The organism is Phenylobacterium sp. (genome assembly GCF_046290725.1).
In the GTDB taxonomy this organism is placed as follows: domain Bacteria; phylum Pseudomonadota; class Alphaproteobacteria; order Caulobacterales; family Caulobacteraceae; genus Phenylobacterium.
In genome coordinates this window covers 353,652-377,967 of record NZ_JBKBUH010000001.1, presented here as the reverse complement: position 1 = coordinate 377,967, position 24,316 = coordinate 353,652, and the positions used below count along the sequence as shown (strand labels likewise).

Annotated in this window: 29 protein-coding genes and 1 tRNA gene; 11 read left to right on the top strand and 19 right to left on the bottom strand. The window is 70.7% G+C overall.

Going from position 1 to position 24,316, the window contains the following annotated elements; genetic code table 11:
• Positions 1-11 precede the first annotated feature (11 nt).
• The 6 genes from ACK41C_RS02040 to ACK41C_RS02015 all read left to right on the top strand — a co-directional run bounded on the left by ACK41C_RS02040 (position 12) and on the right by ACK41C_RS02015 (position 4,372).
• Positions 12-335 (top strand): proton-translocating transhydrogenase family protein, encoded by a 324-nt coding sequence (locus tag ACK41C_RS02040; protein ID WP_409649849.1) that lies wholly within the window; start codon positions 12-14, stop codon positions 333-335.
• Complete coding sequence (locus ACK41C_RS02035; RefSeq protein WP_409649847.1) at positions 332-634, top strand: nucleotidyltransferase family protein; 303 nt, start codon at positions 332-334, stop codon at positions 632-634. The genes ACK41C_RS02040 and ACK41C_RS02035 overlap by 4 nt, the downstream gene beginning before the upstream one ends.
• Complete coding sequence (locus ACK41C_RS02030; protein ID WP_409649844.1) at positions 631-858, top strand: DUF86 domain-containing protein; 228 nt, start codon at positions 631-633, stop codon at positions 856-858. The genes ACK41C_RS02035 and ACK41C_RS02030 overlap by 4 nt, the downstream gene beginning before the upstream one ends.
• Before the next feature lie 2 nt (positions 859-860).
• Positions 861-2,279: an NAD(P)(+) transhydrogenase (Re/Si-specific) subunit beta gene (locus ACK41C_RS02025; protein WP_409649841.1), complete on the top strand. Its 1,419-nt coding sequence runs from the start codon at positions 861-863 to the stop codon at positions 2,277-2,279.
• A gap of 194 nt (positions 2,280-2,473) precedes the next feature.
• On the top strand, positions 2,474-3,415 hold the full coding sequence (locus ACK41C_RS02020; RefSeq protein WP_409649839.1) for a M23 family metallopeptidase: 942 nt from the start codon (positions 2,474-2,476) through the stop codon (positions 3,413-3,415).
• Between the two features lie 69 nt (positions 3,416-3,484).
• Positions 3,485-4,372, top strand: coding sequence for an alpha/beta fold hydrolase (locus ACK41C_RS02015; RefSeq protein ID WP_409649837.1), 888 nt, complete (start codon positions 3,485-3,487; stop codon positions 4,370-4,372).
• On the opposite strand, the gene tilS is transcribed toward ACK41C_RS02015, so the two are convergent.
• The 11 genes from tilS to ruvC all read right to left on the bottom strand — a co-directional run bounded on the left by tilS (position 4,324) and on the right by ruvC (position 13,322).
• Positions 4,324-5,517, bottom strand: coding sequence for a tRNA lysidine(34) synthetase TilS (gene tilS / locus ACK41C_RS02010; protein ID WP_409653867.1), 1,194 nt, complete (start codon positions 5,515-5,517; stop codon positions 4,324-4,326). The two genes, ACK41C_RS02015 and tilS, sit on opposite strands and share 49 nt — an antisense overlap.
• 62 nt (positions 5,518-5,579) lie before the next feature.
• Positions 5,580-6,404: a tol-pal system protein YbgF gene (gene ybgF, locus ACK41C_RS02005; RefSeq protein ID WP_409649834.1), complete on the bottom strand. Its 825-nt coding sequence runs from the start codon at positions 6,402-6,404 to the stop codon at positions 5,580-5,582.
• A 133-nt stretch (positions 6,405-6,537) separates the two neighbouring features.
• Entirely contained in the window at positions 6,538-7,086 is a 549-nt protein-coding gene (gene pal / locus ACK41C_RS02000) for a peptidoglycan-associated lipoprotein Pal (protein ID WP_409649831.1), read from the bottom strand.
• Positions 7,087-7,203: 117 nt separating this feature from the next.
• A complete protein-coding gene (gene tolB, locus ACK41C_RS01995; RefSeq protein WP_409653864.1) occupies positions 7,204-8,493 on the bottom strand; it encodes a Tol-Pal system beta propeller repeat protein TolB in 1,290 nt (429 codons plus the stop codon).
• Between the two features lie 32 nt (positions 8,494-8,525).
• The gene (locus ACK41C_RS01990) at positions 8,526-9,353 is read right to left on the bottom strand and encodes an energy transducer TonB (RefSeq protein WP_409649828.1); all 828 of its coding nucleotides are present in this window, start codon (positions 9,351-9,353) and stop codon (positions 8,526-8,528) included.
• 7 nt (positions 9,354-9,360) lie between these two features.
• Positions 9,361-9,840 (bottom strand): ExbD/TolR family protein, encoded by a 480-nt coding sequence (locus ACK41C_RS01985; protein ID WP_409649826.1) that lies wholly within the window; start codon positions 9,838-9,840, stop codon positions 9,361-9,363.
• Between the two features lie 3 nt (positions 9,841-9,843).
• Positions 9,844-10,545 carry a protein TolQ gene (gene tolQ / locus ACK41C_RS01980; RefSeq protein ID WP_409649823.1) on the bottom strand — a complete coding sequence of 234 codons (702 nt, stop codon included), beginning with the start codon at positions 10,543-10,545 and terminating at the stop codon, positions 9,844-9,846.
• 143 nt (positions 10,546-10,688) lie between these two features.
• Complete coding sequence (locus tag ACK41C_RS01975) at positions 10,689-11,138, bottom strand: YbgC/FadM family acyl-CoA thioesterase (RefSeq protein ID WP_409649820.1); 450 nt, start codon at positions 11,136-11,138, stop codon at positions 10,689-10,691.
• An 18-nt stretch (positions 11,139-11,156) separates the two neighbouring features.
• Positions 11,157-12,191, bottom strand: coding sequence for a Holliday junction branch migration DNA helicase RuvB (gene ruvB / locus ACK41C_RS01970; protein WP_409649817.1), 1,035 nt, complete (start codon positions 12,189-12,191; stop codon positions 11,157-11,159).
• A gap of 13 nt (positions 12,192-12,204) precedes the next feature.
• Positions 12,205-12,822 (bottom strand): Holliday junction branch migration protein RuvA, encoded by a 618-nt coding sequence (gene ruvA / locus ACK41C_RS01965; protein ID WP_409649815.1) that lies wholly within the window; start codon positions 12,820-12,822, stop codon positions 12,205-12,207.
• Positions 12,819-13,322, bottom strand: a complete 504-nt coding sequence (gene ruvC, locus ACK41C_RS01960) for a crossover junction endodeoxyribonuclease RuvC (RefSeq protein WP_409649812.1) — start codon at positions 13,320-13,322, stop codon at positions 12,819-12,821. The genes ruvA and ruvC overlap by 4 nt, the downstream gene beginning before the upstream one ends.
• Before the next feature lie 193 nt (positions 13,323-13,515).
• On the opposite strand from ruvC, the gene ACK41C_RS01955 reads away from it, so the two are divergent.
• The 3 genes from ACK41C_RS01955 to ACK41C_RS01945 all read left to right on the top strand — a co-directional run bounded on the left by ACK41C_RS01955 (position 13,516) and on the right by ACK41C_RS01945 (position 16,454).
• The gene (locus ACK41C_RS01955) at positions 13,516-14,784 is read left to right on the top strand and encodes an acyl-CoA dehydrogenase family protein (protein WP_409649810.1); all 1,269 of its coding nucleotides are present in this window, start codon (positions 13,516-13,518) and stop codon (positions 14,782-14,784) included.
• 76 nt (positions 14,785-14,860) lie between these two features.
• Positions 14,861-15,805, top strand: coding sequence for a carbohydrate kinase family protein (locus ACK41C_RS01950; protein ID WP_409649808.1), 945 nt, complete (start codon positions 14,861-14,863; stop codon positions 15,803-15,805).
• Positions 15,806-15,809: 4 nt separating this feature from the next.
• Positions 15,810-16,454 (top strand): class II aldolase/adducin family protein, encoded by a 645-nt coding sequence (locus ACK41C_RS01945; RefSeq protein ID WP_409649805.1) that lies wholly within the window; start codon positions 15,810-15,812, stop codon positions 16,452-16,454.
• A 6-nt stretch (positions 16,455-16,460) separates the two neighbouring features.
• Here ACK41C_RS01945 and ACK41C_RS01940 read toward each other — a convergent pair whose 3' ends face one another.
• The 5 genes from ACK41C_RS01940 to ACK41C_RS01920 form a co-directional block, all read right to left on the bottom strand.
• On the bottom strand, positions 16,461-18,002 hold the full coding sequence (locus ACK41C_RS01940) for a N,N-dimethylformamidase beta subunit family domain-containing protein (protein ID WP_409649802.1): 1,542 nt from the start codon (positions 18,000-18,002) through the stop codon (positions 16,461-16,463).
• Positions 18,003-18,096: 94 nt separating this feature from the next.
• The gene (locus ACK41C_RS01935) at positions 18,097-18,777 is read right to left on the bottom strand and encodes a TetR/AcrR family transcriptional regulator (RefSeq protein ID WP_409649800.1); all 681 of its coding nucleotides are present in this window, start codon (positions 18,775-18,777) and stop codon (positions 18,097-18,099) included.
• A gap of 127 nt (positions 18,778-18,904) precedes the next feature.
• Positions 18,905-18,994, bottom strand: a tRNA-Ser gene (locus ACK41C_RS01930).
• Between the two features lie 73 nt (positions 18,995-19,067).
• Positions 19,068-20,003 (bottom strand): hypothetical protein, encoded by a 936-nt coding sequence (locus ACK41C_RS01925; RefSeq protein WP_409649798.1) that lies wholly within the window; start codon positions 20,001-20,003, stop codon positions 19,068-19,070.
• On the bottom strand, positions 19,970-20,884 hold the full coding sequence (locus tag ACK41C_RS01920; protein WP_409649795.1) for a tetratricopeptide repeat protein: 915 nt from the start codon (positions 20,882-20,884) through the stop codon (positions 19,970-19,972). Before ACK41C_RS01920 ends, ACK41C_RS01925 begins: the two co-directional genes overlap by 34 nt.
• A gap of 131 nt (positions 20,885-21,015) precedes the next feature.
• Between ACK41C_RS01920 and msrA the strand changes: the two genes are divergently transcribed.
• Together msrA and ACK41C_RS01910 are read left to right on the top strand one after the other, a co-directional pair.
• Positions 21,016-21,669, top strand: coding sequence for a peptide-methionine (S)-S-oxide reductase MsrA (msrA, locus tag ACK41C_RS01915; protein WP_409649792.1), 654 nt, complete (start codon positions 21,016-21,018; stop codon positions 21,667-21,669).
• Positions 21,666-22,004 (top strand): MmcQ/YjbR family DNA-binding protein, encoded by a 339-nt coding sequence (locus ACK41C_RS01910; RefSeq protein ID WP_409649790.1) that lies wholly within the window; start codon positions 21,666-21,668, stop codon positions 22,002-22,004. Before msrA ends, ACK41C_RS01910 begins: the two co-directional genes overlap by 4 nt.
• On the opposite strand, the gene ACK41C_RS01905 is transcribed toward ACK41C_RS01910, so the two are convergent.
• The 3 genes from ACK41C_RS01905 to ACK41C_RS01895 all read right to left on the bottom strand — a co-directional run bounded on the left by ACK41C_RS01905 (position 22,001) and on the right by ACK41C_RS01895 (position 24,282).
• Positions 22,001-22,708 (bottom strand): DUF599 domain-containing protein, encoded by a 708-nt coding sequence (locus ACK41C_RS01905; RefSeq protein WP_409649788.1) that lies wholly within the window; start codon positions 22,706-22,708, stop codon positions 22,001-22,003. The two genes, ACK41C_RS01910 and ACK41C_RS01905, sit on opposite strands and share 4 nt — an antisense overlap.
• A 6-nt stretch (positions 22,709-22,714) precedes the next feature.
• Entirely contained in the window at positions 22,715-24,049 is a 1,335-nt protein-coding gene (locus tag ACK41C_RS01900; protein WP_409649786.1) for an MFS transporter, read from the bottom strand.
• Positions 24,050-24,123: 74 nt separating this feature from the next.
• Positions 24,124-24,282, bottom strand: coding sequence for a DUF3309 family protein (locus ACK41C_RS01895; protein WP_409649784.1), 159 nt, complete (start codon positions 24,280-24,282; stop codon positions 24,124-24,126).
• Positions 24,283-24,316 lie beyond the last annotated feature (34 nt).

Below are 24,316 nucleotides of genomic sequence, written 5' to 3'. Positions count from 1 at the left end.
GAGCTCAAGAGATGGAAGCCGTCGATCCCACCATCTTCCGCCTGGCGATCTTCGTGCTCGCGATCTTCGTGGGTTACTATGTCGTCTGGAGCGTCACGCCCGCCCTGCACACGCCGCTGATGGCGGTGACCAACGCCATCTCCTCGGTGATCGTGGTCGGCGCCCTGCTGGCCGCCGCCGCGCATGGCGCGGGCGGAGAACTCACCGGAAACGTGATGATCTCCAAGGTCTCCGGCGCGGTCGCCGCAGCCTTCGCGGCGGTCAACATCTTTGGCGGGTTCCTCGTCACCCAGCGCATGCTGGCCATGTATAAGAAGAAGGACAAGCCGAAGTGAGCGAGCCGGGGGACCTGCTCGCCCGCACCCTCGAGGCGATCCGCGCGGAGCGGCCCGAAGCCGAGGCTCGCGGCGTCGAGCTTATCGGGGTCGTGGGGTCGGTCGCTCGCGGCGAGGCCCGGTCCGACAGCGACGTGGACATCGCCTACGACGTCGTGGGGCGCGCGTCCCTGTTCGATATCGGCGCGGTGCTGATGGACCTGCAGGATCGGCTGGAGCGGTCCGTCGACCTCGTCGACCTCAGCGCCGTCAAGCCGCGTCTTCGTGCGGCGCTCGAACGCGACCTCGTGCGGGCATGATCGACCGGGATCCGAGCTACCTTGAAGACATGCTCGCCTACGCCAAGGTGTCGCCGGAGGGCCGGGCTCGGCTCCCGGCGCTGCCGTGGCGTCAGATCGTCGGTATGCGCAACGTGCTGATCCATGGGTATCGCGGGCTGGACGCAGGCTTGGTCGTGGAGACCGTTCGCGACCACTTTCCGCCTCTCATCGAACGCCTGAAGAAAGCCCTGGGGGAAGGCTAGACATGAACGCCAATCTCGCCGCCGTCGCCTATCTGGTTTCGGGCGTCCTCTTCATCCTGGCCCTGCGCGGGCTCTCCAGCCCCGAGACCAGCCGGGCGGGCAACCGCAACGGCATGATCGGCATGGCCATCGCCGTGGGCGTGACCCTGCTGACCCTGTGGGGGCAGGGGGCGCTGGACGCCCTGACCCTGGCCCTGATCGTCGGCGGTGTGGCCGTGGGCGGGACCGTGGGCGCGGTGATCGCCCGTCGGGTGGCCATGACCTCCATGCCCCAACTGGTGGCGGCCTTCCACAGCCTCGTCGGCCTGGCGGCCTGCCTGGTCGCCGTCGCCGCCATCCACACCCCGGAAGCCTACGGCATCGCCGCGGCCGACGGACAGGTGCACACCCTCTCGCTGGTGGAACTGTCGGTGGGCCTGGCGATCGGGGCGATCACCTTCACCGGCTCGGTGATCGCTTTCGCCAAGCTGAACGGAAACATGAGCGGGGCGCCGATCCTGTTGCCGGCGCGGCACCTGCTGAACATCGCCATCGCCGTGGCCATCGTCGCCCTGGTCGTGGTGCTGGTGATGAGCGGCGGCCAGGCGCTCTGGGCCTTCTGGGCGATCTTCGCCCTTTCGCTGCTGATCGGCGTCACGCTGATCATCCCCATCGGCGGGGCCGACATGCCCGTCGTGGTCTCGATGCTGAACTCCTATTCGGGGTGGGCGGCCGCAGCCCTGGGCTTCACGCTCGAGAACATCACCCTGATCATCACCGGCGCCCTGGTGGGCTCCTCGGGCGCCATCCTCTCCTACATCATGTGCAAGGGGATGAACCGGTCCTTCGTCTCGGTGATCCTGGGCGGCTTCGGGGGCGAGGATTCCGCCGCGGCGGCGGGCGGCCGCGTGGAGACCCGCCCGGTCAAGCAGGGCTCGGCCGACGACGCGGCCTTCATCATGAAGAACGCCAGCAAGGTGATCATCGTGCCGGGCTACGGCATGGCCGTCTCCCAGGCCCAGCACGCCCTGCGCGAAATGGCCGACGTTCTGAAGGAAGAGGGCGTGGACGTGAAGTACGCCATCCACCCCGTCGCCGGCCGCATGCCCGGCCACATGAACGTCCTGCTGGCCGAGGCCAACGTGCCTTATGACGAGGTGTTCGAACTGGAGGACATCAACTCCGAATTCTCCACCGCCGACGTCGCCTTCGTCATCGGCGCCAACGACGTCACCAACCCGGCCGCCAAGACCGACCCGCAGTCGCCGATCTTCGGCATGCCGATCCTGGACGTGGAGAAGGCCCGCACGGTGCTTTTCGTGAAACGCGGCATGTCGTCCGGTTATGCGGGCGTGGAGAACGAGCTCTTCTTCCGCGACAACACCATGATGCTGTTCGGCGACGCCAAGAAGATGGTCGAAGGTATCCTCAAAGGGCTCTGATCGAAGCGAGACCAGAGTTCTAATGCTGCAGCTCGTGCAGGGCGCGAGACTCCCGAAACCGGCGTCACGCGCCTTGTTTTCGTCCAGATATCCCGTCTATTAACCCCGCTTCGACTGACGGGACACTGTCGGGACGCGGCCGCTCTACCTCTGGCGGATCGCAGAAAGCTCGACCGTAGCGAAGAGGTTTGCGTTTGGATTTCAAATTGCTGGCTGCGGCCGGCCGGCTGGGCGCCATGCGCCCAGACGCCGCCCTCGCCGCCTTCGTGGGACTAAGCGCCGTGACGGCGGCCTACGCCGTCCAGACCCTGGCCGCCGCGCCGCAGATCACCTTGACGGCGGCACCTGCATCCGCGCCCGCTGCCACTGCGCCACCCCCGGCGACGACATCCCCGCCGGCGGAGCCCGAACCTTTCCTGATCTTCGGCGAGCCGCTGCCCGGTCATGCGGTGAACTCTCCGTTCGGCTTACGCCGCATGCCCTGGGAGGCCCATGGCCGCCTGCATGAGGGCGTCGACATCGCAGCCCCAGGCGGCACGCCGGTTCGCGCCGCCGCCTCCGGCGTGGTGACTCGCGCCGGCGTCAGCTTCGGCTATGGGCGCTTCGTGGAGGTTCGTCACGCCGCCGACCTCGTCACCCTCTACGCTCACCTCGGCAAGGTCGAACGTCACCTCAAGCCGGGCGTCGCCGTGGAAGGCGGGTCGGTCCTGGGGCGGGTGGGTTCGACTGGAACCTCCACCGGCCCGCACCTGCACTTCGAGGTGCGCCGGGACGGCCGGCCTCTCGATCCCGCGGCCTTCATGGGTCGCCGCTTCGCCACCGTCGACGACCTGCCGCTGAAGACCGCCGCCCGCTATTCCCGCCGGGTGCGCGTCGCCCAGGTGTCGGTGATCCCGAAACAGAAGCAGATCGAGATGGCGGCGCGCGAGGCCGGAGCCAAGGCCGCGAAGGCCGCGAAGGCCGGGGACCCGAAACCCGCCGCGGAAGCCAGGGCGTCCGAGGCCGCCCGCCCGCGCGCGATCCTCCAGTTCGCCGCCAGGCCGCCGGTCGAAGCTCCGCCGCCGGCCATGGCGGCCTCCGCCGAGAGCCAGGCCGTCGACGCCGTTGCGGAACTGGTCGCGGAGGCCGAGAGCTGAACGCCTGCCTCCCCCGCCGCGAATTCCGGTTTAGACTGCAGCGATGACGAACAGGTTGGGGCGGACGCCTTGCGGGGGGAACTGATCGATATCGGCGGGCGGCGTCTGCGGGTCGTGCGCGCAGGCCCCGTCGAAAGCAACGTGCTGGCGGTGCTGGAGTGCGGCTCCTTCGGCTGCGCGGCCGATTGGGCCGTCGTGCAATCGCGCCTGGCCGCCCAGGGGGTGGCGAGCCTGGCCTATGACCGCGCCGGCCTCGGCTATTCCGACCCCGGCCCGGCGCCGCGGGACGGCGTGGCCATCGCCGCCGACCTGGAGGCCCTTCTTGCGCGGCTGGGCGAGGGGCGGCCGCTCGTGGCCGTGGGCCATTCGATGGCCGGGCTCTTCCTGCGGGTGTTCGCGCCGCGTAACCGCGAGCGGCTGCTGGGGCTCGTGCTGGTGGACGCGGTGACGCCCGAGCTGAGCGAACACCGGGCGGGGGCGGCGGCCGTCCGCGCCTACCGCACCGCCATGCGGGTGGTGCGACGCACCGCCGGGCTCGGCTACATGGGGCCGGTTGCGCGGGTGATCGGCGACCTGATCGGCCTGGAGGGCGAGGCCTCGCTGGAGAAGCGGCGGATCTACGGCTCGGCGGTCCATGCGCGATGGGCTGCCGAAGAAGTGGTCGCCTGGCCGACCACCTCCGCCCAGGGCGCGGCGGCCGGCGCGTTCGATCCGGCCCTGCCGGTGGCGGTGGTCACGGCAGGCGACGGGGCGAGCGTCTTGAAAACCCTGCAGTCCGCGCCCGCCGTCGCCTCGCGCGCCGGCCGGGTGGAGCACGTGGCCGGCGCCAGTCACGCCAGCCTGCTCGGCCGCAGGTTCGCCGATCCCATCGTCGCAGCCGTACGGCACGTGCTGGAGGCGGCCGGGGATTATGTCTCTCGCGGCGCCGCGCCGCAGGCGGCCAGCAGCCGTTCATAGGCGAGGGGGCGGATCGAGACTCCGGGCAGGGGCGCAAGCACAGGGCAGGCGACGCCGCCAGCCTCCTCGATCGCCGGTAGGCTGCGGCGGGCCTTGGGGGGGAGGGCGGCCAGAGCCGCGTGGGAGGACGGCGCCAGGCGGGTGATCTGGCCATCGAGCGGCGCCACGGTCAAGGGTCGGTCGGCGGCGATCTCGAAGCGCCCGTCCCACACGGCCTCGCCCGGGACCATCGTGAGGGGGGCGAGGCCGCCCCGCCTGGCCTCGCCTGGCTCGCGCATGATCCGAACCTCGGCCATGTCGGCTTCGATGTGAGCGCCGGCCAAGGTCGCGGCGACGGGCCCGGCCTCCCTCAGGCGTGCGGCCAGGCGTTCGACGGCGTCCCGGCGAGGCGGACGCACCGTCCCGGCCGCGCAGAGACAGGCCATCGCCAGGAGCGGCCCGGCCGCATCGTCCTGCAGAAGGACGCGGGGCAGGCGCAGCACGCCGGCGTCGTTCGTCCTGACCCGGCGCGCGAGCGGCGCAAGGTTCGGCCGCTCGTCGGATGGCGGACCAGGAGCCGGCGCCGCTCGCCGAGCGCGGGCGCGGGCGAATCTCGGGTCGTCATTGGCCGGATCCTCGATCCATGGCTCACCGCGGCCGGCCAGCCAGGCGCGAATCTCCGCGCGCCGGGCCGACAGCAGGGGGCGCAGCAGGAAGACGTCGCGCCCCTCGGGCCAGGCCGGAGAGGGCGCCCACTCCCGAACGAGCGGGATGGTGGAGCCCTCGGCGCGCATGCGTCGGCTCTCGGCCAGATCGTCGGCTGTGTGTCCCAGCATCAGCACCGACGCCCCGGCTTGCCGCGCCGCCTCGGCCAGCAGCCGGTGACGGGCGGTGCGCGCCGCCGCCGGCAGGCCGTTGGCCGGCTTCTCACCCTGCCACGCCAGAGCGCGGAAATCGGCGTCCAGCCGTTTGGCGAGGGCGCGGCACGTCTGGGTCCAGGCGGTGCTCAGCGGCGACAATCCGTGGTCGACGGTAAGAAGCAGCAGCGGCCGGCCGTGGTCGGCCGCCCATCGGCGCGCCAGGAGGGCGAGGGCTACGGAATCGCCGCCGCCAGAGACGCCGACGGCCATCGGCCGGGTGGAGTCAATCCGCAGCCGCGCGTCCATGCACCTGAGGGCGTTCGCCGCCCAGGCCGGATCGGCGGGTCTGGAAAGCGCGTCCGTGGCCGTCAGGCCGCGCACTTGGCCTGGGTGCGGGCCGCCGTGGCCCGGGTCTTCACCGCCGCCGGGGCGCGGGGATAGCGCTTGTCGAACTCCGCCAGCGTCTGGCAGGCGTCGGTGGTGCGCCGCAAGGCGATCAGGGAACGGGCGAGCTCCACCGTGCCGTCCGGCGCCCAGGTGGTCTGGGGCCAGCCGCGCACGGCCGCCACATAGGCGCCCGCCGCTTCGGTGTGGGCGCCGCGGGCGGTGAGCGTCTTGCCCAGCCAGTAGCGCGCCTCCGGCGCGCGCTGGGTGTCGCCGTAACGGGCGACATAGTCGCGGAACGCCGCCTCTGCGGCCGAATAGTCGCCGGCCAGCATCAGCTGGCGCGCCTGATCGAAAGCTTCGGCCGAGGTGGTGGGCGCAGCGCTGACCGGAGCGGGAGGAGCCTCCTCCGCAGGGCCGGCGCCGACCATTTGCTGTTCGAGGGTGGTCACCTTGTCGGCCAGGCGCTGGTTTTCCCGGCGCAGGGTCTCGTTGTCCCGTCGGGCCAGGTCGAGGTCGCGGGTGACCAGCTCCAGGTCGCCGTTGGTGCGCATCAGCGACTGTTCGAGATCGGCGATGCGGCGGCCGATCTCCTGCAGCTGGTAGTCGGTCTCCGCCGGCTGGACCACAACCGGACGGCCGGAGTCGCGGCCCTGGAAGACGATGGCGCGCAGCTCGCGCACCACCTGCTCCATGCGGTCCAGGCGACGTGCGTCGCGAGCGTCCAGCGGATCCATCGGAATCTGGGCTGCGGCGGTTCCCGCCACCAGGGCCAGGGCGAGGGGTAGGGCGAATGGGCGAAGCTTCATGGGCGCATCTTGGTTGCGATCAGGCGCTAAAATGCGGCGCGCCGAGCCGAACGAAAAGGGGCGGCGCACACGGCGCCGCCCATTCGGGAGCCCCCGCGGCGGCGCGCCGCAGGGGCTTGGTCCAGATCCGCGTTCAGCGGGCGCCGCTCACGATGGCCGTGTGGGCGTTCCGGTTCCGCTGATAGGCTTCCTCGCTGGTGCCCGGATCGATCGGGCGCTCCTTGCCGTAGGAGATGGTGTTGATCCGCGATGGCGCGACGCCGCGGGAGACCAGGTGCTCGCGCACCGAGTTGGCGCGGCGGGCGCCGAGCGCCAGGTTGTATTCGCGGGTGCCGCGTTCGTCGGCGTTGCCCTCGATCCGCACCTGCACGTTCGGATAGCGCACCAGCCAGTCGGCCTGGGCGTTCAGCACGGGGATCGCGTCGGCGCGGATGTCGTAGCGATCGAAGTCGAAATAGATCCGGTCGCCGACATTGATCGAGAAGTCCTGGGCCGAACCCGGCAGGATGCTGGTGGTCGGCGCCGGCGCCGGCGGCGCGGGCTGGGTGGTCGACGGCGGCGGGGGCGGCGGGGGCGGGGCCTCCGGCGCGGGCTTGGGCCGCGAGGCGCAGGCGGTCACGGACACGGCGGCGGCGGCGACAAGCGCCAGTCGGACGGCGCCCTTGGTGTTGAAGCTTCGCACCTCGACTTCTCCTTGTTTGTGTTTGCGAATGGACACCTGAGTTCCTCGCTTTAGTCGGCTTTTTGGGCCGCGAAAACTTGCCTGTTCACTAATGCGCGGCTTCTGACTGGAATGTGATCAGTTCAGAAGCGGCGACCACGCAGGGTCCGACGCCGCGCCCGGATAGGGGGCCGGTCGTTGGATCCGCCCGGTGATGTCCACCGTCCACAAACGCGGAGCTGCGCCGGGCGTTTCACGGCTGAACATCAAAACGCGGCCGTTGGGCGCCCAGGTGGGGCCTTCATCCAGGTAGCTGGAGGTCAGGATCCGCTCCTCGGAGCCATCGGCGCGCATGACGCCGATGTGGAATTCGCCCCCGGTCTGCTTGGTGAAGGCGATGTGGTCGCCGGTCGGGCTCCACACCGGCGTGGTGTAGCGGCCAGAGCCGTAGGAGATGCGCCGCACGCCCGAACCATCGGCGTTCATCACATAAAGCTGCGGACTGCCGCCGCGGTCGGAATTGAACACAATCCGCGTGCCGTCGGGCGAGAAGGAGGGCGAGGTTTCGATGGAGGGGCCGGAGGTCAGGCGCGTGGTCGTGCGGTTGCGCAGGTCCATCACGTAGATGTCGGAATTGCCGGCGCGCTCCACCGAGAAGGCGACGCGCCCCCCGTCCGGCGAGAACCTGGGCGCGTAGACCATGCCGGGGAAGTTGCCGAGCGTCTCCCGGCGGCCGGTCTCCAGGTTGAAGAGATAGATCGCCGAGCCCTCGGGCCGCAGCGACATGTAGGTGATCTCCTGGCTGCTGGAGGAGAACCGCGGGGTCATGACGATGTAGGAGCCGTCGGTCAGATAGGACGGGTTGGCCCCGTCCTGGTCCATGATCCCCAGGCGCTTGACCCGGTTCAGCCGGTCGCCGCCCTCGGAGACAAAGACGATGCGGGTGTCGAAATAGCCCTTCTCGCCGGTCAGGCGCTCATAGACCGCGTCGGAAATCTTGTGGGCCACCCGCCGCCAGTTCTCCGGGGTGGAGGTGAACTGCAGGCCGAGCAGCTGCTGTTCGGCGAAGGGGTCCCAGAGGCGGAAGTCCACCTGCAGCCGGCCGTCCACCACGCTGACTTGGCCGTTCACCAGGGCCTGGGCGTTGATCGCCTTCCAGTCGGCGAAGCGCGGCTGGACGTTGACGTTCAGGTTCCGCTCGATAAAGGCCGCCGGGCTGATCGGCGCGAAGAGGCCCGAGCGATCCAGATTGGCGGAGATCACCTGGGCGATGTCGCCGCCGCGCTCGCCCCCAAAGGCGGGAATCGCGATGGGCAGGGGCTTGATGTCGCCGCGGTTGACGTCGACCTCGATCTGGGCGCGCGCCGGCGGGGCTATCGCGGCCGTCGAGACGAACGCAGCCAGGGCGGCCAGGATGACGAGCTTCATGCGCATCGAAGGTGAACTCCCAAGGGTTCGCATCATGAACACGCCTCGCGGGCGTTAAAGTTCACGACGATCTGATTTCCATAGAATTCCCGCGGCAGCCGGTCGAAGGGCGCGGCCTGGTGAACGGCGCGCACCGCCCGTTCGGCCGCGGCGCGCACCACGGGGTTGGAGGAATTCTCCTGGCCGCCCGCGGAGACCTCGCCGACGACGCGCCCCCCCGGACCGAGCCGGAAGGTCACGCGCACGCGTACGTCGCGCCCGCCCTCGACCTCACAATTCGGATTCCAGCGGCGCTGCAGTTCGTCGGCAAGGCCCGCCATCGCGCTGGCCGAGAGGCCTTGCCCTGCGCCCTGGCGCGCGTCCGGCGCGGTTTCCGGGCGGCTGGCGCCCTGCTGGGCGGAGGACTTGGGCGCGCCGCCCGACCTCGGCGCCGACTTGGCGAGGTCCGCGGCGAGGGACTCCAGGAAGTCGTCGCTGGACTTAGCGGGCGGCGTTTTTGGTTGCGCCTTCTGCGGCGGCGCCTTTGGCGCGGGCGTCGGCGCCTTCTGGGGCGGAGGCGGCGCCGGCTGCGGCGCGGCTTTCGGCTGAGGCGGCGTCGGCTCCGGCTGGGGTGTGGGTTCCGGCGCCGCCGGCTCCGGCGGAGCGGCGGGTGTCGGTTCCTCGGTCTGAGCCGGCAGGGCCTCGTCGGCCTGGATGGCCGGGCGCAGGTCGGCCGACGGGGCGCTGGCGACGATGTTGACCGGCACGGCCGAGCCGATCTTCAGCTCACGGCTCCACGGCCAGGAGATCAGGGTCGCGACCACGACGCCCGCATGCAACAGGGCCGAGGCGACGAGGGCGCGTGACCGCTCCCGCTCCATGGGCGCCTCAGGGCCGCTCGGGCCCGCCGCCCGAGGAAGGCCCGCCCGTGTCGGTGATGAGGTTGATCGAGGTGAAGCCGGAGGTCGACAGCGCGGCCATGACCTGGGCCACGGTCTCGTAGGTCGCCTGGCCGTCGGCGCGGACATAGATCGGCTGGCTCTCGCCCGTCGCCATGGCCTGCAGTCGCGGCGCCATGGCCTCGAAGGCCACCGGATCCTCCTGCACGAAGATTCCGCCGTTGGCGCGGATCGAGACGGTGAGCGGCTCGGACTGGTCCTCCAGGGCGCCGGCTTCGGTCTTCGGCAGCTCCAGCGGCACGCCGACGGTGAGCAGCGGGGCCGAGACCATGAAGATAATCAGCAGCACCAGCATGACGTCGACGAGCGGGGTCACGTTGATCTCGGACAGCGCCCCGCGGCGGGCGCGGCCGCGCCGACGTCGGGAGCCGCCGCCGGCGGAAAAGGCGTCGTGGGCGGAAAGCGCCATGGGTCAGGCCCGCTCCGCCAGGCGGCGCTGGATGGCGGTGGAGAGCTCGTCGGCGAACCCTTCCAGGCGCGCGGAGAACCGCCCTGCGTCGGTGGAGAACTTGTTGTAGGCGATATAGGCGGGAATGGCCGCGGCCAGGCCGATGGCGGTGGCGAACAGGGCCTCGGCGATGGAAGGGGCCACGACCGCGAGGTTGGTCGAGCGCTCGACGGCGATGGCCTGGAAGGCCTTCATGATCCCCCAGACCGTCCCGAACAGGCCGATGAACGGCGAGGCGGTGGCGACGATGGCCAGCAGCCCCAGGCCGTCTTCGACCTTCGCGCTCTCTCGCGAGATGGTGGTGTCGAGAACCCGGTCGATCCGCTGGACCAGCATGGCCGTCTGGGTCTCGGAGGTTTGACCCTTGGCGCGCGCCTCGCGCCACTCCTTGAGCGCCCCCTGCAGCATCCGGGGCAGGGCGTGGGCCGGCTGGGCGCCGGCTTCCTGGGCGACCTCCTCCAGGCTGCGGCCCGAGGACACCTCGGCCTCGAAGCGGTCGGCCTCGGCGTTCAGCGACCGGATCCGCAGGAATTTCTCGATGATCACGGCCCAGGACCAGATCGAGGCGAAGGCCAGGCCGATCATCACCCCTTTCACGACCCAGTCGGCGCGAAGGAAAAGATTGAGGGCGGAAAAACTGTCGGCGGTGATCGGAGCGGATTCCATGGACTCTCCGGGCTGTCGGCGGCGTGAGGCTTGGCGCGTCCAGGTGGCGAACTTGTGGCGGCCAGGCTTACCGGGCCGACCTAACCCGGCCCGGCTATTTTTTGGTTAATGGCGTGCTAACGCAGATACAGGCGCGTCGTTTCTCAGGAACTCGCGAAGTAAGGCGAGATGAGGTCGAGCATCCCCGGCGGCGGCTTGCGGGGCCGGCCGGCGAGATCGATGCAGGCCGCCTCCACCGCGGCGGTGGCGATCAACTCCTCGCCGCGGGTGATGCGCTGGGCCACGTACAACCGCGGGCCGCGGGCGGCTTCGTAGGTGGTGCGGACGGCGAGCGCGTCGTCGATGCGCGCGGCGCGCTTGAAGGCTATGTCCAGCCGCGTGACGGTGAAGGCCGCCGGGTCGGGGCGGTCCAGCAGGTCGGCGTGCCGGACCCCGATCGCTCGCAGGAAGTCCGAGCGACCGCGTTCGAAAAACCGCACATAAGCGCCGTGATAGACCACGCCGGTGAAGTCGGTGTCCTCGTAATAGACCCGCACGGGCAAGACGTGTTCTCGGCCCTGGATGACGCCGGCGGACGGGATCGGAGCTTCCATGCCGCCCCTTTAGCGTCCCTATTCCTCGTCGAACAGGCTGGCCTGGCCGGCCCCCGGCGGCTGGGGCGGTGGCGTCAGGCCGAGATGGGCGTACGCCTTGGCGCAGGCCATCCGGCCGCGCGGCGTGCGCTGGATGAAACCCTGCTGCAGCAGGAAAGGCTCGATCACGTCCTCCACCGCGTCGCGCGCCTCGGCGATGGCGTAGGCCAGGGTCTCCACTCCGGCCGGTCCGCCGCCGTAGTTCTCGATCAGGGCCCGCAGGTATCGGCGGTCGAGCGCGTCCAGCCCGGCGGGATCGACGTCGAGGCGGGCGAGCGCCCGCGCCGCCGCAGCGCGGTCGATGGTCGCCGCACCTTCGGCCTCCGCGAAGTCCCGCACCCGACGCAGCAGCCGGCCGGCCACGCGGGGGGTGCCCCGCGAGCGGGCGGCGATCTCGGCGGCCCCGTCCTCGGCCAAGTCCAGCGACAGCTTGCGGGCGGCGCCGGTGAGCACCTGAGACAGCTCCGCATGGGTGTAGAACTCCAGCCGGATCGGAATGCCGAACCGGTCGCGCAGCGGCGTCGCCAGCAGCCCCGCCCGGGTGGTGGCCGCCACCAGGGTGAAGGGCGCCAGGTCGATGCGGATCGAGCGCGCCGAGGGACCTTCGCCGATCACCAGGTCCAGCACGTGGTCCTCCATGGCCGGATAGAGGATCTCCTCCACATTGGCGGCCAGGCGGTGGATCTCGTCGATGAAGAGGACGTCGCGCGGCTCGAGATTGGTGAGGATCGCCGCCAGGTCGCCGGCCTTGGCGAGCACCGGACCGGAGGTGGCGCGGAAGTTCACCCCCAGCTCCCGGGCCACGATCTGGGCCAGCGTCGTCTTGCCCAGGCCTGGGGGGCCGAACAGCAGCACGTGATCCAGCGCCTCGCCCCGGCCCTTGGCCGCGTCGATGAACACCGAGAGATTGGCCTTGGCCTGCTGCTGGCCGACGAATTCGGCCAGCGTCTGCGGCCGCAGGGCGCGGTCGGAGGCCTCGAACGGGGCCGGTTCGCCGGAGACGAGGCGGCTCATGGCCGCTCGCCTCTCACCGGCCCAACTCCTGGAGGCCGGCCTTCACCAGCGCCGGGACCTCGGCGGCCTCGCCCAGGCGCAGGGCGGCCTGCTCAACCACGCGTCGCGCGTTCACCTCGGCCACGCCCAGGCCCATGAGCGCCGCCACGGCGTCGCCCACCGCCGAGTGGGCGGGCGGGGCGGCGGGCGCCTCGACAGAGGCGTGGAAGGCCGCGGCCGGCGCGTCGGAGATCGGCTTGTCCTTCAGCTCCACCACGATGCGCAGGGCGAGTTTCGGCCCAACTCCGTTGGCGCGGACGACGGCCGCCTTATCCTGCCGCGCCACCGCGGCGGCGAGTTCGGGCGGTGAGAGGACGTCCAGGACGCCCAGCGCGGCCTTCGGCCCTACGCCCTGGATCGCCTGCAGGATCACGAAGGCGCGCCGCTCGTCGCGGCCGAGGAAGCCGTAGAGCCGCATCCCTCCCTGTTCCGACCAGTGGCTCTCGATGTGCAGCACCGTCTCCTCGCCCACCGGCGGCAAGCGGCCGAGCGTGCGCGAGCCGCAGCGAACCACGTAACCCACTCCGCCCACGTCGATCAGGGCGTCCTCCTCGCCGATCTCGGCCACCAGACCGCGCAGGCGGCCGATCATGCGGCGGCTCCCATCCGGCGGACTTTCCGCGCGTGGGCGTGGGCGATGGCGACGGCCAGGGCGTCGGCGGCGTCGGCGGCGGTTTCGCCGGCGGTCGGCAGGAGGCGGCGGATCATGAAACCCACCTGACCCTTGTCGGCGGAGCCGGTGCCGACCACCGACTTCTTGACGACCGTGGCGGCGTATTCGGCGACCGGCAGGCCTGCGCGCGCCGGAACGACCAGGGCCATGGCCCGTGCATGGCCGAGCTTCAAGGCCGAGGCGGCGTTGTTGTTCATGAAGGTCTCTTCCACCGCCGCCTCGTGCGGAGTGTGGGCCGCCACCACTTCCGAGAGGGCGTTGAAGAGGACGAGCAGGCGTTCGGCGAAGGGCAGGCTGTCCTTGGGCGCGATCACCCCATGCGCGATGTGCGCCAGCCGCGCCCCGTCGATCGTGATCACGCCCCAGCCGGTGCGGCGGAGGCCGGGGTCGAGGCCAAGGATGCGGAGCGGGGCGGACATGGGCGACTCGAGATGGACCGGAGAAGCTTACGCGACGGTTCGGTGTTCGGGAATTGTTCTGCCCTGATACAGCGGGTCGCAGGGTTAAGGAAGGGTGGAGCCTCCGGACCGGCGCGGACTTGATCTGCGTCATTTCCGGCGCCGCGGGCGGGGCTCACTGTCGGCGGCGGCGACACGACAGGAGACAAGCTCAATGGACTTCACCCTTTCCGACCGCCAGCGCGTCTGGCGCGACCGCGTGCGCGCCTTCATGGCCGAGCATGTCTATCCGGCGATCCCCGCTTATCAGGCCCACATGGCGCAGCAGGGGCCGGAGCGCTGGTCGGTCATTCCGGTCATCGAGACCTTGAAGGCCAAGGCCTATGCGGAAGGCCTCTGGAACCTGTTCCTGCCGCCGTCCGAACACGATGAGGATGACTATCGCGGCGCCGGTCTGTCCAACCTCGAATACGCTCTTTGCGCCGAGGAGATGGGACGCGTCGGCTTCGCCTCGGAGGTCTTCAACTGCTCGGCGCCCGACACCGGCAACATGGAGGTCCTGCACCGCTACGGATCGGCGCACCAGAAGGCGAAGTGGCTGAGGCCGCTGATGGACGGCGAGATCCGCTCGGCCTTCCTGATGACCGAGCCGGACGTAGCCTCCTCCGACGCCACCAACATCCAGACCTCCATCCGGCGCGACGGCGACGAGTACGTGATCGACGGGCGCAAATGGTGGTCTTCGGGCGTGGGCGACCCGCGCTGCAAGGTCGCCATCGTCATGGGCAAGACCGACCCCGACGGCGCCCGCCACGCCCAGCAGTCGCAGATCCTCGTGCCGCTCGACGCGCCCGGCGTGGAAGTCGTGCGGATGTTGCCGGTGTTCGGCTATGACGACGCCCCTCACGGCCACGCCGAGGTGGTGCTGCGCGGGGTGCGCGTGCCGGCCGAGAACCTGATCCTGGGCGAAGGCCGCGGGTTCGAGATCGCGCAGGGGCGCCTGGGCCCGGGCCGCATCCACCACTGCATGCGCACCATCGGCGCGGCCGAAGTGGCTCTGGAGAAGATGGTCGACCGCCTGCTGTCCCGCGTCGCCTTCGGCAAGCGTCTGGCCGACCAGTCGGTCTGGGAGCAGCGTGTGGGCGAGGCGCGGATGGACATCGAGATGACCCGCCTGCTCTGCCTGAAGGCCGCCGACATGATGGACAAGGCCGGCAACAAGACCGCCCAGCAGGAGATCGCCATGATCAAGGTGGCGGCGCCGCGCACAGCCCTGAAGGTGATCGACGACGCCATCCAGGCCCACGGCGGCGGCGGCCTTTCCGAAGACTTCGGCCTGGCCAAGGCCTATGCCGGCATGCGCGCCCTGCGCCTGGCCGACGGGCCCGACGAGGTGCACCTGCGCGCCATCGCCCGCCTGGAATTCGGCCGCCACGGCGAACGCATGCGCGCCTGGCGCGAGGGCGCGGCCGTCGTCGGCTGAAGCGCGATCCCGTTGAGATAGCTTTGACTATCTTACCTCTGCGAGGCTAAGTCTCCTGCGGGATTGGAGGACCCGCATGGAACGAACGCTGCTGGCGATCGGGCTCACCACTCTGGACGTGACGGTTCGGCCGATCGACGCCCTGCCGCGGGCGGAGACGACCACGCTGGTGGAGGGGATCGCGCTGTCGCCGGCCGGCACCGCGGGCGGCGCGGCCTATGTCGCGGCGCGCCTGGGAATGCCGACCAAGCTGGCCTCCGCCGTCGGCGACGATCTGGCGGGGCGCCTCGTGCGGCTGGCCCTGGAGGAGGGGGGCGTCGATACCGGCCTCCTGACGCGGATGGAGGGGCGGCCGACCTCGACCACGGTGCTCGCCATCGATTCCGGCGGCCGGCGGCCGAACTTCCATGCCCTGGGCGCCGGCATGCTGGCGGGTGCGGATGCGGCGGTCGTCGAGGCGGCGCAGCGCGCGGATTTCGTCCACTATGGCGGGGTCGGCGGCCCCCGGCTCGACGGCGGTGCGGGCGCCGAGGCGCTCCGGGCGGCCAAGGCGGGCGGCGCGGTGACCACCCTGGACCTGATCGCCCTCAACGCTCGGGTGAGGGAGGAGCTTCAGCTTCTCCTGCCGCACGTCGACTACTTCATGCCGAGCGCGGCCGAGGCCCAGGCGCTCGCCGGAACCGAGGATCTGGATGCAGCCGCCGACGCCTTCCTGGGCTGGGGCGTCAAGGCCTGCATCATCAAGAACGGCGCGCGTGGAGCCTACGCCGTGCTGCCGACCGGGCGTCACGCCCTGCCCGCCCACGACATCGTACCGGTGGACACCACGAGCTGTGGCGATTCCTATTGTGCGGGCTTCATCGCCGCCCTCGCCTGCGGTTGGGAGCCCCTGGAAGCCTGCCGTTTCGCCGGCGCGGCGGCGGCCCTGGTCGCTCAGGGCTTGGGCACGCTCGGCCGGCTGGAAGGTTTCGAGGCCGCCGAGCAGGCTATGCGCAACCTGCCCCTGCGTGCGAAGGAGTAACCAAGTGCCGAGCGAAGCCGAACTGCGCCAGGAAATGGTGGAGATCATGGTCGCGCTGGAGGCGCGCGGCCTCAACCGCGGGACCTCCGGCAATCTGGCCGTGCGCATGGGGGCTGACATGCTGGTCACCCCCAGCGGCGTGACGCCCGCCAGGCTCTCCGCCGGCCAGATGGTGCGGGTCCGCCCGGATGGGACCACCGATCCGGGCGCGCTTAAGCCTTCCAGCGAGTGGCGGATGCACCGGGGCCTGCTCGACCGCCGACCGGAAGCGAACGCGGTGGTCCACTGCCATTCACGCCACGCCACCATCCTCGCCTGCGCGGGCAAGGAGATTCCGCCCCTCCACTACATGGTCGCCGTCGGCGGCGGCGCCTCCATCCCCCTGGCGCCCTACGCCACCTTCGGCTCCGAAGAGCTCGCCGAGGCGGTGGCCACCGCCCTGGACGGCCGCTCGGCGGCGCTCATGGCCAATCACGGCCAGGTGGTGGTGGCCCGTAGCCTGCGCGCGGCGCTGGCCATCGCCGAGGAGGTGGAGGAGCAGGCGGCGGTCTATTGGGGAACCCTCGCCATCGGCGGGCCGACCCTGCTCGACGCGGCGGAGATGGACCGGATCCTCGAGCGGTTCGGGACCTACGGCCAGAAGCGGTGATCTCCGTCAGGCCGCGGCCCCGCGGCCGACGCCGAACCGCTTGAGCACATTGTGGGTGACGATCTCCACAAAGGGGTCCTTCGCCTTCAGGCCGTGCGCCCACTCCGTCGTGCCGCTGTTGAACACCTCGCCCTCGCCGCGCCGGAAGCTCGCCAGCACCGCGTGGCCGCGCAGGACCCGCGCCTGGTTCTCCGCGCTGGCGTCGCCGAACATCACGTTCGCAACGACGTCCAGCTTCTCCGGCGGAATGATCGGAGCGTAGCCGCGGTCCGGCTCCTCGCCGAAGGCGCAAGGGGCGATGCCGATGATCTCCAGGTTTGCCGGCACGCCCAGCATGGGGACCGGCCGCAGCCGGCCGTCGGGCGCGAACTCGAACCGGCAGCCGTCGCTCTCATAGCCGATCAGCGGCAGGTCGCCGCCCAGCACGTCGCCATAGAAGAGGTCCGACCCCTCCAGCGCCCAGTGCCGGTCGTCGTAGATGGTGTAGCCGCCCTGGCCGCGCGAGACGCACATGCCGAGCCGGTGATAGCCGCCGAACAGGAAGCTCAAGCCCGTCAGCGCCGCCTCCGGGCGTCCGAACGCCGGATGGGACCAGAGGTGGGTGGCGCGGTCCGGCTCCACGTCCTCGGCCTCGAAGCCGCGCCACTTGTGGCAGACGAAGGTCTTGCCGTCGTCCTCGAACCGCACTTTCCAGAAGCAGCTGTTGCCCGAGAATATCGCCAGCTTGCCGCCGCGGTCGACGAACCGCTCGACCTGATCGCGTTCCGCCCCCGACCAATACTCGCTGTGGCCGACCATCAGGCAGGCGCCGTAGCCCTCCAGCAGGTCCGGCTCCGCGTCCAGGTCGTAGTCGGTGACGTAGTCGAGCCGGTAGCCTTCGCCCTCGGCCCAGGCGACGAAGGCGTGCTCCCACTTGTTCAGGAAGCCGGCCGAGCCGTCATAGGGCGAAGGCCGGTAGCCGGGCAGCCGCGCGCCCACGCCTGGCGGCGCCTTGAAGCCGCGTTTCTCCAGCGTCACCAGCCGCGGCGCCCCTTCGGGAGCTGCGACGATCAGGGGCGCGAAGGGGCGCTGGGTGGAGAGCACGCCGATGGCGCCTTCCATCGCTTCGGCCAAGGGCGCCTTGCGCGACATCAGGGCGGTGACGTCGGCATAGGCGTTGGCCCCGCCCCACCAGTTGTAGGCGAGGTAGGTGTTGGTCGCGAGCACCATGACCGCGCGGGCGCTGGGCCGGTTCCGCGCCGGCTTCACGCAGACGAAGTGGCGCGCCTCGGCGCCGGCCGCGTCGATCAGCCGGATGTCGTAATAGCCCGACCGCCAAGCCTCTCCGATGGGGATCTCCAAAGCGACCGGCCAGCCGCAGCCGTCGCGGTCGACGTTCGGCGGGACCGGATGGTCGCCGATTTGGAGGCCGTCCAGCCGCAGCACCGGCTCGACCGTCGCGCCCACGCGGGCGATCTCCAGCCGGCAGGGGCCGTCGGCGGCGCTGGCGTGCAGGGCGATGCGCTCTCCGGGCCGGGCGCTCAGGCGGTCGGTGTAGCAGGCCAGCATGAAGCGCCCCCCGATGCTCGATCTTTAAGATAGCAAAACCTATCCTAGCGATCCGCAAGCGGGCGTGGCAATCGCCCTTTGCTTCGCCTTCAGCCTATCGACGGGCGGCGAGGCCCTGGAAGTAGTGCGTCGCCATCCAGGCCAGCTCCTCGGCCACCAGATCCTCCTCGAGGTCGGGATCGTCCGCCATCATTTCGATGGCGGCGTAGGTCATCAGCTCCGACAGCCGCATGGCCGTGCGCAGCCGCCGCTCGCTCACCTCCGGAAACCGGACGCGGCGGCTTTCGATCAGGCGGGCGAGCACCGCTTCGCGCGAGGCGGCGCGGACCTCCTGAAGCGCCGGAATCGCCCGGATCGCCCGCAGGATCCAGGCGCCGCCCGGAAAGTCCCGCGTCACCGCCCGCAGGCGCTTTCGGAGTTCAAGGTTGTTGCGCACCGCCTCCTCGACGCTGGAGGCCTCGTCGAGGCCGGCGTCCAGCCAGGCGAAGACCGCCTCGTCCTGAGCCGCCATCAGCCGGCGGGCGAGCTCGGAGAGCAGGGCGTACTTGTTCGGGAAATAGCGATAGAGGGCGGGTGGCGTCAGGCCGGCGCGCTCGCAGACCAGATTGGTGGTCAGGCGCTCGAACCCGACCTCGGCCAGAACCTCGCCCGCCGTGGCCAGGATGGTCTCATAGGTGGTGACGCCGTTGCGGCGCGAGGGGCGGGACTTGGCGCGCAGATCCGGCCCGGGGCGCTTGGCCGCCGCCGTGCGCCGCTGCGTCTTCGCGCTTCCCATGCCCAACTCCGAGATCCGCCCCGTACGCATCCATATCAGCCGGCGCCGGATGGGTGAATGTTGGGGGCTGGAGGGGCCGTCCCGCGCAGGCAGCCTCGCCGATCTGTCGGCTGGACGAACGGCGATGTGGCGGTGAGAGAGGGATTCGAACCCTCGATAGGCTTTCACCTATACACGCGTTCCAGGCGTGCGCCTTCAACCACTCGGCCACCTCACCACGCACCGTTCGGGAGCAGGCCCCCGGCGGAAGGCGCGCAATATAGCGATGACGCTTCGCGGGGCAAGCGGCGTCAGGTCGCGGGCGAAATGCGGTCCGGGACGAAGAGGGAAAGGCCCTTCCGGCGCTGCAGCCGCGCCTCCAGGGCGGGGGCTGCGGCGAGCCATCGGCGGAGGGTTTCGGCAAGGCGCGGATCGCCGGCGCGGGCTTGGGCGGCGGCCTGGGCGAGCCTTCGGTCGGCCTGGCGCAGGGCCTGGCGTTCGGCGGCCAGCCCTGGGCCTGCGAAGCGTTCGTCGATCAGGCCCAGCCGCGCGCGGGCCGCGGCGACCATCAGGGCCGAAGTGGCCGAATCGGGCGCGGCTTGAGCGGCGGCGATCGCGCGGCGGACGTCCGACATCAAGGCCGCCGCGGTGATGGGAACAGCGGGCTCCGCCGGGCAGGCCGCCGGCGTCAGCGCCTTCAGGTAATCGACCACGCCGGCCAGCACGGCCGGCGGCGGCTCGGGGCCGTCGAATTCCTCCACGATCAGGCCGTGGACGAAGCCGGGCAGCGCCTCGGGCGACACCTTCCGCGCAGCCTCGCCGGTCGAAAGGTCGGGGATCGGCACGGGGTTGTCACGGCCGTCGCCGCGACGGGCGGAGAACAGCGAGTGGGTGACGTCGGCGGCGCCCGGCGCGCCGGAAACGCCGGGAAAGCGGAACTCGGGGTTGTCGCGCCCGGCGCGGTGGCAGCTCTCGCAGGAGAGGCCCGCGCGCGCCGCTTGGCCGCCCAGCAGCACCGGCGTGCGGAAGGCCGCGCGACCGATCTCCACCGAACGCCGCCGCGCGGGATCGGCGGGCAAGGCCAGGCATTCGGCCGGCTCGGTGGTCAGGGCGGCGATGCGGTCGGCGCCCGGCGCCAGCCAGCCGGCGGCGCGGATCGTCAGGTCCCCGGCGTCCGATCCTCCGGCGGCGAAGGGCAGGAGCAGGGCGAGGCCTAGGAGGCCGGCGCGCTTGCGGCCTCGATCCACCGGCGCAGCTCCTCGGCCTCGGCGCAGCCATAGGCGCAGGTCCGCTCCAGCCGCGCCAGCATCCTGCGCGCGCCGGCCAGGTCGCCGCGCTCCACCTTCAGTTCGCCATAGTATTCGGTCGCGCCCCGATGTTGCGGGGCGACCGCGAGCGCCTGGCGGTAATAGCTTTCCGCCCGGTCGAACGCCCCCTTCTTGCGCCAGGCGAAGCCCTGATAGGTGAGGATGTCGGGGTGGGGCCCGAACGCCGCCCGGGCGCGGTCGAGGCTTTCCAGGGCCTCGTCGTAGCGCTGCTCGTTGATCAGGGCGACGGCCGCCAGATAGGCGCTGTCGCCTTCGTCTGCACTAGCGAAGACCAGCGGGTGGTCCAGGATCGCGGCGGGGCCGGCGCCGGTCGCCGCCTCCACCGCCCGCACCGCCGTCTGGAGGGCCGCGGCCTCGGCGCAGCCGCCGCAGGCCTCCGCGCGGGCGCGCAGCCAGTCGAGCTGTTCCGCGGCCTTGGCGTCCTTCAGGGCGCCCAGGGCCACGCCCAGGCCCTGGCGCCCTTGGATGTCGTCGGGCTCGATCTTCAGCGCCCGTTCATAGGCGCGGCGGGCGCCCTTGTGGTCGTCCTGGGCGGCGTTGGCCGCGCCCAGCAGCCGCCAGGCCTCGGCGTTGCGCGGCAGGGCCTGGACCACCCGGGTGAAGGCGCGTTCGGCCTCGCGCGCCTGGCCGGCGTTCAGGGCCGCCACGCCCTTGGCGTATTCGGCGGCGGGGTCGTAGCTGGGGCCCGAGGCCGACGGCAGGTCGCCGCCCCCGCCCCCGCCGCTGCCCGCGCTCCAGGCGGGACCTGCCAGCAGGGCCAGCATGGCGCCGGCCAGAAGGATGTTGCGAACAGGGATCATGGGCGCCTCCTCCCTGGAAGCTTTTCAGCAAGCTTGACACAAGAACGCCGTTCGGTCAGCCGCCGCCATCGTGCAATCGGCGCCGCGTGCGCCTATCTTCGGGAGGTTCCGCAAACATCAGGTCCGCTCCCATGCTCTTCGCCAAGAAGACCCTCGACCTTCCCACGCCCGAGGAAGCCCTGCCGGGCCGGCAGGCGCCGATCCCCACCGCCGCGACCCACTTCGTCAACGGCCGGCCGCTGAAAGGCCCCTATCCGGAAGGCCTGGCGCTGGCCCAGTTCGCCATGGGCTGCTTCTGGGGCGTGGAGCGCAAGTTCTGGCAGGTTCCGGGCGTCTGGGTGACGGCGGTGGGCTATTCCAACGGCGTCACCCCCAATCCGACCTATGAGGAGGTCTGCAGCGGCCGCACGGGCCATGCGGAGGTGGTGCTGGTGGTCTTCGACCCCAAGGCGGTCACCTACGAGGAGCTCCTGAAGGTGTTCTGGGAAGGCCATGACCCCACCCAGGGCATGCGTCAGGGGAACGACATCGGCACACAGTACCGGTCCGGGATCTACGTCTATGACGACGCCCAGGCCCAGGCTGCCGCGGCCTCGAAGATGGCCTATCAGCAGGCGCTGTCCGAACGCGGCTACGGCGCGGTCACCACGGAGATCGCCGCGGCGCCGGAGTTCTATTTCGCCGAGGACTACCACCAGCAGTACCTGGCCAAGAACCCGAACGGCTATTGCGGCGTCGGCGGCACGGGCGTCAGCTGCCCCATCGGGGTGGGCGTCAGGGCGTGACGCGCGAGGAGGTGGAGGCGATCGCCCTGGCCCTGCCGGCGACGGATAAGGTCGTCCAGTGGGGCGGCTCCGACGTCTACAAGGTCGGCGGCAAGGTGTTCGCCATCTGCGGGCTGTCCGGCGGGCTGTCGTTCAAGGTCACCGACATCGGCTTCGTGGTCCTGACGGAGGACGGCGGTCCGGGGCGTCAGGCGCCCTATCTCGCCAAGGGTCAGTGGGTGCTGGTCGACCTCGACGACGCCGAGGCCGAGGATGCGGCCGGCTGGCTCTCCGTCTCCCACCAGCTGATCGCCGCCAAGCTGACCCGCAAGGCGCGGGCCGAGCTCGGGCTTTAAGGCTCCTCGATCAAGCGACGTAGGGTGTTCACCGCCTTGGCGGCGGGCGAGCGGCGCTGGCGGTACAGGAGCAGGGCCACGGCCGAAAGGGTGGCGACGGCGAAGGCGATGGGACCGAACAGCCAGGCCGCCGCAGCCAGGGCGAAGTAATAGCCGCGGACCCCGGCGTTGAAGGCCGAGAGCGCCGGGTTCATCAGCTGGGCGGCGGCTTCGCCATAGGCCTGCTGGCGGGCCTTGTCCTCGGTGTCGGGGGCCGCCCCGATCACAGCGATGCAGTAGTTCATCTGCCGGATCGACCAGATGAAATCGAGCAGCCCGCGGGCGAGCGCCAGCACCACCAGGGCGATCTGGGTCTCGAACAGCAGGCGCGAGGAGGTCTTCAGCACGATCAGGCTGGAGGCCGAGCGGAAGGTCGCCTCGCCGCCGAACAGCACGCCCGCCGCCGCGGCGATCAGGATCAGGTTGGAGGAGGCGAAGAAGGAGGCCGAGTTGAGGGTGTGGCCCAGAAGCTGGCCGTCCATGAACCGGTTCTCGCGCACCGCCATGTTGCGCATCCAGGCGAGCCTCAGCACCGTCATGTCCGTGTTGATCGCGCCGCGGCCTCGCGCGATGGCCTTCAGCAGAGGTTCATAGGCGAACCAGCACACGACGAAGATCGCCAGGGCGGCGAAATCGGCGGCCGAGAAGACGCGGGTGAGGTCCATCGGCCGTCAGTCCTCCCGGATCAGGCTCTCGCGGTTGGTGTTGCGCAGGCGCAGCGCCACCAGGAAGGCCACGGTCATGATCGCCGAGACATAGATGTAATAGCCGCTCTCGATCCCCTCGGCCTTGAACCACAGGGCGGCGTATTCCGAGGTGCCGCCGAAGATGGCGTTGGCGATGGCGTAGGGCAGGGCCACGCCCAGGGCGCGTACATGCGCGGGGAAAAGCTCGGCCTTCACCACGGCGCTGACCGAGGTGTAGCCCGAGAGGATCAGCATCAGCAGCGTCATCAGGACGAAGGCCGTGAAGGCGTCGCTGGTCCCGGCCAGGGCCGACATGACCGGATAGGTGGCGAGCGCCCCCCCGCCGAAGGCGAAGGCGATAGTCCGGTGTCGGCCCAGATGGTCCGACAGCCAGCCGAACAGGGGCTGGGCGAACATGTAGATGGTCAGAGCCGCGGCGGTGATCGCCGTGGCGGTCTCCTTGGCGAAGCCCGCCGTATTGACCAGGAATTTCTGCATGTAGGTGGTGTAGGCGTAGAAGGCGAGCGAGCCGCCGGCGGTCAGCGCGAAGATGATGGCGCTCTCCCGCGGGAACTTCAGGAACAGCATCATGGTGGTGGAGCGGGGCCCGCCCTCCGCCTGCGCCGCCATGAAGGAGGCGCTCTCCTCCAGCCCGCGGCGGATGAAGAACACCACCACGGCCAGGGCTGCGCCGATGAAGAACGGGATGCGCCAGCCCCAGGCCGCCAGGTCGGCGGGATCCATGACGGCTTGCAGCAGGATCAGGACGCCCAGCGCCAGCAGCTGGCCGAGGATCAGGGTCACGTACTGGAACGACGACCAGAAGCCCCGCCGCTGGCGGCTGGCCATTTCCGACATGTAGGTGGCGCTGGCGCCGTACTCGCCGCCGACCGAAAGCCCCTGCAGGATGCGCGCAACGAGCAGGATGGCCGGCGCCGCCGCCCCGATGGCGGCGTAGTCGGGGGTGAGGGCGATGATCAGCGATCCGGCGCACATCATCGCCACCGCCAGGGTGAGAGCCGTCTTCCGCCCGGCCCGATCGGCGTAGAGCCCCATCAGCCAGGCGCCCACCGGACGCGCCAGGAAGCCGACCGCAAAGATCGCCGCCGTCTGCAGCAATTGAACGGTCGGGTCCCCCTGGGGAAAGAAGTGGGGCGCGAAATAAAGGGCGAAGGACGAATAGGCGAACCAGTCGTACCACTCGACCAGGTTGCCGGCCGATCCGCCCAGGATCGCCTTGGCGCGGGCCAGCGGGGTAAGCCCCGGCGTCAGGATGTCCTTGGGCGCCTGGGTGTCGACCCCCGTTTCCGTCGCCGTCATGCATCCTCCCCCGGCCTGGCGTTCGAGGCGCGGATGCTAGAGGAGTTTCGCCCCCCGACGGAAGGGGGCGGCCGCTACACGCGGCCCATCAGCACCAGGATCAGGACGATCACCAGAACGAGGCCCAGGCCGCCGCTCGGGAAATAGCCCCAGCTGCGCGAGTAGCCCCAGGTGGGCAGGGCGCCGATCAGCAGCAGCACCAGGATGATCAGCAGGATGGTTCCGAGCGACATGCGTTTCGTCTCCCAAGCCCCGGCTCAAGGTCTG